The 8151-nt window shown below is 42.8% G+C and carries 6 protein-coding genes; 4 read left to right on the top strand and 2 right to left on the bottom strand.

What is annotated here, in order from left to right; genetic code table 11:
* The first annotated feature begins 128 nt into the window (after window positions 1-128).
* The 4 genes from PUQ00_RS31300 to PUQ00_RS31285 all read left to right on the top strand — a co-directional run bounded on the left by PUQ00_RS31300 (window position 129) and on the right by PUQ00_RS31285 (window position 4050).
* Complete coding sequence (locus PUQ00_RS31300; RefSeq protein WP_300423764.1) at window positions 129-1016, top strand: LysR family transcriptional regulator; 888 nt, start codon at window positions 129-131, stop codon at window positions 1014-1016.
* A gap of 312 nt (window positions 1017-1328) precedes the next feature.
* Window positions 1329-2102 carry a hypothetical protein gene (locus tag PUQ00_RS31295; RefSeq protein ID WP_300423763.1) on the top strand — a complete coding sequence of 258 codons (774 nt, stop codon included), beginning with the start codon at window positions 1329-1331 and terminating at the stop codon, window positions 2100-2102.
* Between the two features lie 169 nt (window positions 2103-2271).
* Window positions 2272-2502 carry a DUF6737 family protein gene (locus PUQ00_RS31290; RefSeq protein WP_300423762.1) on the top strand — a complete coding sequence of 77 codons (231 nt, stop codon included), beginning with the start codon at window positions 2272-2274 and terminating at the stop codon, window positions 2500-2502.
* Between the two features lie 528 nt (window positions 2503-3030).
* Entirely contained in the window at window positions 3031-4050 is a 1020-nt protein-coding gene (locus PUQ00_RS31285; protein ID WP_300423761.1) for a sensor domain-containing diguanylate cyclase, read from the top strand.
* A gap of 302 nt (window positions 4051-4352) precedes the next feature.
* Here the strand turns inward: PUQ00_RS31285 and PUQ00_RS31280 are convergent, their stop codons facing one another.
* Both PUQ00_RS31280 and PUQ00_RS31275 read right to left on the bottom strand, forming a co-directional pair.
* Window positions 4353-6521: a hypothetical protein gene (locus PUQ00_RS31280; protein ID WP_300423760.1), complete on the bottom strand. Its 2169-nt coding sequence runs from the start codon at window positions 6519-6521 to the stop codon at window positions 4353-4355.
* Between the two features lie 190 nt (window positions 6522-6711).
* Complete coding sequence (locus PUQ00_RS31275; RefSeq protein ID WP_300423759.1) at window positions 6712-7881, bottom strand: transposase; 1170 nt, start codon at window positions 7879-7881, stop codon at window positions 6712-6714.
* Window positions 7882-8151 lie beyond the last annotated feature (270 nt).

The raw sequence follows: 8151 nt of genomic DNA, 5'->3' as shown, positions 1-8151 counted from the left end.
AATTTCTACTCCACCTTTTTATTATCTCATGCTATTTATATTAAGGATAAGTCTATTACATTAGATGCTAGCTGTCATCCTGTCCAACACATTTTTTATAGGTAATTAACACTTAAAAAGTTCAAAAAATGGAACTAAGGCATTTACGCTACTTTGTCGCAGTTGCAGAGGAATTACATTTTGGTCGAGCAGCTCAAAGACTCCATATGGCGCAGCAGCCTCTAAGTCAACAAATACGCCAATTAGAGGCAGAATTGGATGTCTCACTATTCCACCGCACCAAGCGTCAGGTTCAGCTTACGGAAGCAGGAAAAGCTTTTTTGCAGGAGGCGCGTCAAGTCTTGGATAAAGCATCTCACGCAATAAAAGTGGCAAGACTTGTTGCACAGGGAGAAATTGGGCGACTTGCTGTGGGTTTCTCTGGTTTTGCAACTTATAGTATTTTGCCAAAAGTTCTTCAGGTATTTCGAGAGCGTTTCCCTAACGTTGAATTGGATTTAGAGGAAATGACAACCAGCGCCCAAATACAGGCTTTACAAAACCGTCAAATTCATCTTGGGCTGATGATTCCCCCTGTAAATGATGCGTCTCTAAGCTTGTCTATGATTCTGCAAGAACCATTTGTGGTGGTTTTGCCAGAATCTCATCCTCTAGCTAAAAAGCCGGAATTAACTTTGTCCGCTTTAGGCAATGAATCTTTCATTTTGGTGTCGCGTCATTTAGAACCCGGCTACTATGATTTATGCATCAGTTTATTCCAACAAGCTGGTTTCAGTCCTAAAGTCGTCCAAAAAGCAAGCCATAAGCAAACAATACTCGGTCTTGTCTCTGCTGGTATGGGTGTTTCCCTTGCTCCTGCATCAATTCGTAATATCCACAGGACAGGGGTTGTTTATACCAATCTCAACACCTCAATAGCAAAGGTGGAGCTTGCAGCCGTCTGGCGACAAGATGAGTCATCACCTATCTTGCAAACATTTATTCAGGTCATTAGAGAAATTGTTCCTCAGAATTGATTTATGGTTGACCTATTAGACATCTGGTGAAATTAAATATGCGTTATCTAGAACCCTTGTAGAGACGCGAAATTTCGCGTCTCTACATTCTTTTTCGGAGATGTCTATTGAACACCAGAATTTTTGAATTACGTACAATTAAGATATGTGCTACTAGAAAAACTATCACAAGCATTCTGAACACCAGAAATTTTGAAGTTTCAATTCTGCACAGTGGCATATGTGCTACTAAAAAAACCATCACATGGTTTTAAGTATAAATGCTAGGTTAAAGTCATGATCGAGGTGATAGTTTAACTGGAGCAGGGCAAGATGTATATTAACTTTTTCATCAGTTCCATTGCTGGAATTGTGGTTGTGGTGCTAGCAGCTTTTGGCTTACTGCAATGGTTGCACATCCCTGCTGGTAACTTTCTTGACTGGGTGATTGGTGGCGCCAGTTTTTGGTGGCTGTTGGTAATTGTTACCGTACCGTGGAATGTGCATTTTCAAGCCAAAGAAGTTTTAGCAGAAGCAGCACAATCAACTGAAAAAGGTATTTTAGTTGATGAGAAACAAGTGAAGTATGTCACAGCGTTGGCAAAGCGATCGCTCTGGGTTGCCGTTGCTTTACACTTATTCTCAGCCGTTGGTCTTTATACCCTCGCTGCCACTGGCATTAGTACGGTTGGGTATATAAGTTCTGGTGCCGCTTTGTTATTAACAATTCTGCGTCCGGCGATTCGGGCATATGAGTATTTATATGCGCGGTTGGCGATGATTCGCCAAGAATGGAAGTATCCGCGCGAAGATATTTTTGAACTGCGCGATCGCTTCTCTATATTGGAACAAAAAATCCAGTCATTAGAAGACCAACTTAACCCAGAACAGCCCTATTCATTATCCACAACTCAACAACGCTTTGCCGAAGAAACTCGCCGAGATTTAGCGCGGATTGCGGCTAATTTAGAAGAATTACGGGCGACAAATCAAACTGAACATGAGCGTTTGGGGAGAGAAGCCAGAAATGCGATCGCGCAACTTTCAACTGACGGACAATTTCTCGATCATGTCCGCGAAATTATTCGATTCTTTAAGACCGCTTAATGGAAACTGTGGGAATAATCAACAGGGCTATTGTATTAACCTTTAAGTCAAGAGGATATAAAATCAATATATGGTTCATAGTTAATATAATTATTTTCCTTGATGCGATTGTAAATTGGTAATTTATCACCGTCTAAAACCCTAGCTAAGGAAAATTTGGAGTTTATTAATGTCTGAACAAAAGCCCGTAAGTCCCTGGAATTACAAACCTTGGTGGTGTCAGCCCTGGTCTATAGTTCTCACAGGTGTAACACTGATTGGTGGTAGCTGGTTACTATTTAAAACTATCTGGCTAACAGTTCTCGTCTCTATCCCTGTAGTGACGTGGATGGGATTTTTTGTGTTGTTTTGGCCGCAACTAATGATTCGCAGTGGGGTTTTGGAGTCATATAAAGACTAATTCCAGCCTAGCCTCTAGTAGAGAACAGACAGTAAAAAAAAGTTCCGGGGGTTGGAAGCCGGCCCTGGGAACTTCTGTGGATCTATAGGAATCGTATTTGATTTTTGAAATTATCTACTTAGGCGGGGAGTGGGGAGTAGGGAGTAGGGAATAGGGAATAAGGAATTAGGCTTTTCGAGTTGTACCGAGCTTTTTCAGAAATAAAATATTAATCCTATATACAAAATAGCGGTATCACAAATGTCAAGTTCAGACGAAGAACTCTCGTAGTATAATAAGCTTTGATGATTTTTCGCATATACTGATCATTTCCAAGCTGACCTTGGGCAAAAGAGCTTGTAAGCATCTATATACTCAGGGAATTTGCACAGTGAAAGCTAGGGTGACATGAACAACACAGCAAAGCAAAGGCATGAAGAAAATCATGTAATACAATGCTTCCGTATATTCAAGCGAATGTTGATTTTTGTTGCACAGATGTTTAGATCATGCAGCCGACTTTCCTGGGTAAGGCTCAAACACTCATCTGTGAAAACACAAGCTGCTCCTCTACCTGAAAATGAAGCAGAAAGGCTCAAAGCATTGACTGATTACAATATTCTGGATACTCTACCGGAACAAGCATTTGATGACCTAACTGCTCTTGCTGCCTACATTTGTAAGACTCCAATTGCTTTAATTAGCTTAGTTGATAGCGATCGCCAATGGTTTAAATCTCAGGTTGGAATAGAAGCCAGGGAAACACCCAGAGAGTTAGCTTTTTGTGCCCATGCCATTCTTCAACCAAACGATATATTAGTGGTTCCTAACGCCCTCAAGGACGATCGCTTTAATAACAATCCCCTAGTCAAAGGTAATCCCAAAATTCGTTTTTATGCTGGTGCCCCACTAGTTACACCCAATGGTTTTGCCATCGGAACGTTGTGTGTGATCGATACCATTCCTCGTTTCCTAAGTTACCAGCAGTTGGATGCACTGCGCCGCCTAACTCGGCAGACGATCGCTCAGATGGAACTGATTCAGGAAGTTCGCAACCGCAAACAAGCAGAAATGGAAGGAAGGCAGTTATCGCTGACAGATGAACTAACAGGTTTGCATAACCGACGTGGGTTCTTTTTGTTGGCTGAACAACAGTTAAAAACTGCTTACTGCATGAAAGTTTTTTGCTGGGTGATCTTCATTGATTTAGATGGGCTAAAACTGATTAACGACACCCTTGGTCACGACATGGGAGATGCCTTGATTGTTGATGCTGCTCAATTACTCAAGCAAAGTTTTCCGAACTCGGATATTGTTGCTCGCTTAGGTGGAGATGAGTTCATTGTTTTCATCTCTAGCTACTTTCAGGACGCTGATACCATCCAAGCCTGTCTGCAAGCAAATATCGCCAAGTTTAATCAACAGCAAAACCGTAGTTATGAACTCTCGATGAGTATAGGGATAGAGCGTTACTCACCAGAAAGCAATAGGTCACTAGAAGAACTAATCGCCAAGTCTGACGAATTAATGTACGCTGATAAACGTCTCAAGCGGGAATCTATTGTATGAAGGGGACGGGGAAACTCCGTTTGAAAACTCCAATCGGATGAGACGAGAGTTGAAATTAAGTAATAAAGAAATCTCGAAGATGCATGACATTGCTGGATTTAAGCGACTTGTTTACAACTTTGGTCTAGATTTATAAAAAAGCTTTCTGGTGGCAATCCACATATTAGACTTATCCGGAAATGAGAACTTTATTTGGCTGAAACCTAGCTCTGGAGAGGGTTTTAGAGGTTCCTGTTTTATATAAGCTAAAAAGCCAGCTATGTAAGGGTTTCAGCTATTTTGAGGTTTATTTGTGGATAGGTCTATTGGTGAAGTTCTTGTCGCCAAAAAACATCATTAGATGAAATAGGATTCGGAAACTTTTTCATCAGCTCATGGGCAACATCGATGCGTCCGGCTTTTGCATAAAGTCGCACAATTGGTAGGAGAAGGCTGAGGTTAGGTTTGTTTTGGTTATTGAAAACATTTGTAGCCCGTTCGAGCATTTTTATTGCTTCTTCAGGGCGATCGCGGTCGAGGTAAGCTTTAGCAAGTTGAGATGCTTCATCTATAAATAATTCTGGCGCTCCGTAGCTATACTGTAAATCAACCGCTTGCTGGGCAATGGGTAAATTACCTAGTTGTAATGCTGTAACTACCAAATTGCCAATGTTTGTGTTTTTGTAAGCATCGTGAGAAATCTCTTGGAGCGTTTTCCAGGCTGCTTCGACTTGATTGGCATTCAAAAACTGTTGCGAGATTAAGGACAGCATACCGTTGGCACTAAAGCCCTGATTGGGATCGGTAGGTAACGATGAAGCCCATTTGACAGCAGTTTGACGAGTCGTTTCCGCAGAGGCTGTTTCTCCAGCATTAGTATAAGCACGAGCAATTGCTGCATAAGCTTGGGCACGAGTCTCAATTTCTTTGATGTTTGCTGACAAACTTAAAGCTTTCGCAAATATCATCTGAGATGGAGTTTTTTGCCCACTTTTGGCAAATACTGTGGCAACCTGTGCCAATGTATCAATTGCAGAAGAATACCCTGGGCTTCGACGCGGAATCCGTTCTGCAATAGAGATGGCTTTGCTGGGTTGGTTCTGTTTAGCGTAAGCAATCGCCAGAGATTGGAGTAACTCAATCCGGCGCTCAGGGTTTTTTGACAAGCGTTGAACAAAAGGTGCGATCGCATCTAGGGCATTAATTTCACCAGCAAAGCTAATAGGTGGTTCAACTTTTGCAAATGCGTTCTGGGCAAGTAATTGCTCAAAAGCTGTTTTGGCTTCTGGGAGATTGCCATCCCTAATCGCTGTCATTAGAAGGTCGTCAAGATCCAAATTACTAGATGCCGCAAGTTGCACGAATTGGGCGATCGCTCTTAAGGCTTTTTCAGGTTGGTTGCGGCGGCGATATTCGCCTGCGGCTGGCAACAAATAATCCCTACGCAAATCGATGATTCCCACTCCTTCAAGTGTCGGCAGCCCCGTGAAAAGGCGGTCGGGATTGCCCCTAGCTTTTAAGTAGGCGGACAAAAAGTGATTGATTGCCAGCCCCCTTGGCAGTGAACTAAATCCATCCTTAAAGACTTTATCAGCCTGTTGGGTCTGTTTAGCGCCATCGTAAGCAGCAGCTAAACGTCCGTAGGGAGCATCATCAATAGGAGAGATTATTTTAAAATAAAGATTGGCTCGTGATAGCTGATTTAATTGTAGATACAGCGCAATCAGGTCTGAATTGACGATTTGTCCTGCGGGGGTAGCTTTGGCAAGACGGTCGGCAAGTAGAAGTGCTTTTTGCGATTGGTTGGTATTTGCATAAACGCGGGCTAAAGATAAAGTTGGGACGCTAGGGGAAAGAACGGTTTCAATTTGCGGCAACTGTGGCAGAATAGCTGTGGACAGTCCAAGCTCCACAACTGCATCAAGAAGCTTGGTTAATTGAACAGCGCGGCCTTGCACATCGGTAGACTTTAATGCCTTGGCGATCGCCTGGTTGAGAAGTAAACTAGCGCGGTCATTGCCCTGTAACTGTTGATAATAGCCTGCTAGTTTGCCAGTCATTTCTGCCCGTAAATTCAACGATGGCAACTTTTCAATCCGATTTGCTAATTGGTCGAAAATGGCAGTGAGTTGAGGTTTCTGAGTGTTGGGTAGTGCTTTGAGCAATGCATCCATTCGGGCCGGAGCACCTGTTTCAGCCGTTCCTGGATCTGGCTTCTCGATCAACCATTGTCCTAATTCCCTCTGTATAGTTAAATCTAAGGAACTGGGTGATACTGCGATCGCTTGGAGTTCATCGAGTTGACGTGCCACTGCATCTGTAGCAACAGTTTCGGGCAATGGCTTTACCGGATACCAGTTGACATGATAAGTACGCTCGTTGTTCAACAAAGCTTGGCAGGTTTGATTGGAGGTTTGTGCTTGTACCAATGAAAAGGGTAAGGAAGTTGCCACAAGGCTGAAAAGTGGAACTATTTTAAACAAGGGGTGCATGGGACTTAATTGGCGTAAATAGCTCTACAGTAAAAAGCTGACGATGTGACGATCGGCGATCGCACATATTAAATATCTGTTTGTGCAGTCGGTTTAGTGAAGCCAAACATCGGTAAATAGCCAAAGCTAAAGGCGTAGCACGTCCGTTTTCCCACCGATTAATCGTGGGATACGTAAGCTAACCCCAGCCCTAAAGGGCGGGGCTTTGTAGTAGCCCTGAGCTATCTATATTGAGAGAACAATATAGATAGCTCGAACCTCCGGGCAAGCTTACAGATTGCCCCAATAAAGAAATCAGTTTTGCACCATTCAAATCAGCATTACCATGCCAGCCACAATTACCACATTTGAAACGTTTATCAGACCTCAAGCCAATGTGCAAACATTGGTGGCACGTCTGGCTTGTGTAGGCAGGTGGTACAGTAATTACGTCAACCCCTTCCTTGATTCCTTTGTATTCAAGGAAGGAACGCAGCTGATAAAACGACCAAGAATTAGAACGTCTACGCTCAACTTTATTTCTAGGTTGCTTGTTAGTACGTTCTCTAATTCCAGTCAAGTTTTCAATTGCAACAATAGCATTTTTTGCCAGTGCTTCTTTGATAATCCGGTAGCTGATTTGATGGTTGAGCCATTGCTGAAATCTTCTTTCACGCCCCGACAGCCGTTGCAAAATCCGTCTCGCTCTGCGGCGAGTAGACCTTGTGCCTTTCGTAGCCTTTTGTTGCAAAGAAGCTCTAGTTTTGGCGTATCTATCTCGAATATCAGTTATCTGTTTACCGTCCCATTTATCCCCATTGCTAGTTACAGCGATATCCCGCCTCCCAAAATCTACACCAATAACGTTGGTAGCTTTGAGTGGCTCAGGAACTTCATCTTTGATTTGAATATGAATACAGTAGGAACCATCCCGATGTTTACACAATTGCGCCGATGTTGGTTTTTTACCTTTAAGTTTCCCCAGTTGGTAATTACCAATATCCATTTTGATATGTTCTCTAACAGAGAGCAGATTCAAGCTAACAGTCCAGTCTTTCTCTCTAAATGCAAAAATTCTCGCGTCGTAATCGGCGCTGGTTGGTTTGAAAGATTTGACTGGCTTACCCTGTTGTTTGGCTGTTTTGCGGTTAGCTCCTACCCTGGCACAAGCTCTGACAGCCAAATTAGCAGACAAGCCGAACAACGAACGCAAGTCTTGATAGACCATATTCTGAATGGTTGTCTTGCTTGTAATTTGGGGTTTAACCTGCTGATTAGCATAGTTACAAGCATCCGCAAACGCCTTCAGTGTCGCTTCTATTTTTACAACCTGTTGAGACGTGGGGTTAAGCTTGCAAACCAATGTCAATACTTGTTCCATACTCTCTATTGTATCACATGTGAAGAGTATTTTTTGACTGCGAATAAATACGAGAGCGCCTTACCCCCATGCTTGAAAGCAGTTGCTCTCCACGGCGCGAGGAATTTGGTGACACCCAACTTTGCTGCAAACTGTTTTTGTGTCTACCAGTTAGGGACTTCCAAGCAAAAAAATCACCAATTATCATAATGATAATCATTATGATAGTGGGGGAAGAGAAGCAGCCGTCGGCTGCTTCTCCTTCTCCCTTTTGTAGTAAATTTAATTAGG

The organism is Nostoc sp. S13 (assembly GCF_029379315.1).
In the GTDB taxonomy this organism is placed as follows: Bacteria; Cyanobacteriota; Cyanobacteriia; order Cyanobacteriales; family Nostocaceae; genus Nostoc.
This window is presented reverse-complemented; position numbering and strand designations above follow the sequence as displayed.